The organism is Paenarthrobacter sp. YAF11_1 (assembly GCF_052113445.1).
Taxonomy (GTDB): domain Bacteria; phylum Actinomycetota; class Actinomycetes; order Actinomycetales; family Micrococcaceae; genus Arthrobacter.
On the sequence record NZ_JBFRDF010000050.1, the window covers coordinates 1 to 356 of the forward strand.

Genomic DNA, 356 nt, shown 5'->3' on the forward strand with positions numbered 1-356 from the left:
GCGCCCGGTACGAGGACCGCACCAACGGCCCGGACATCACACCAAGGAAACCGATCTCCTCGGCCTCGTGCTGGAGGTCCACGAACTCCTGCGGCTTGACCCACCGGTCCACCGGCAAGTGCCGCTCGGACGGGCGCAGGTACTGGGTGATCGTGATCAAATCACACCCGGCCGCGTGCAGGTCCCGCAACGCCTCGGAAATTTCCTCACGGGTCTCGCCCATGCCCAGGATCAGGTTGGACTTGGTCACCATACCCAAATCCCGGCCCTGGGTGATGACATCAAGGGACCGCTCGTACCGGAACGCCGGACGGATCCGCTTGAAAATCCTCGGCACGGTCTCCACGTTGTGCGCG

The 356-nt window shown here is 64.3% G+C and carries 1 pseudogene; it reads right to left on the bottom strand.

Annotation, left to right across the window (positions count from 1 at the left end):
- Window positions 1-356 (bottom strand): annotated as a pseudogene (locus AB4Y77_RS23030) (lipoyl synthase); the annotation flags it as partial.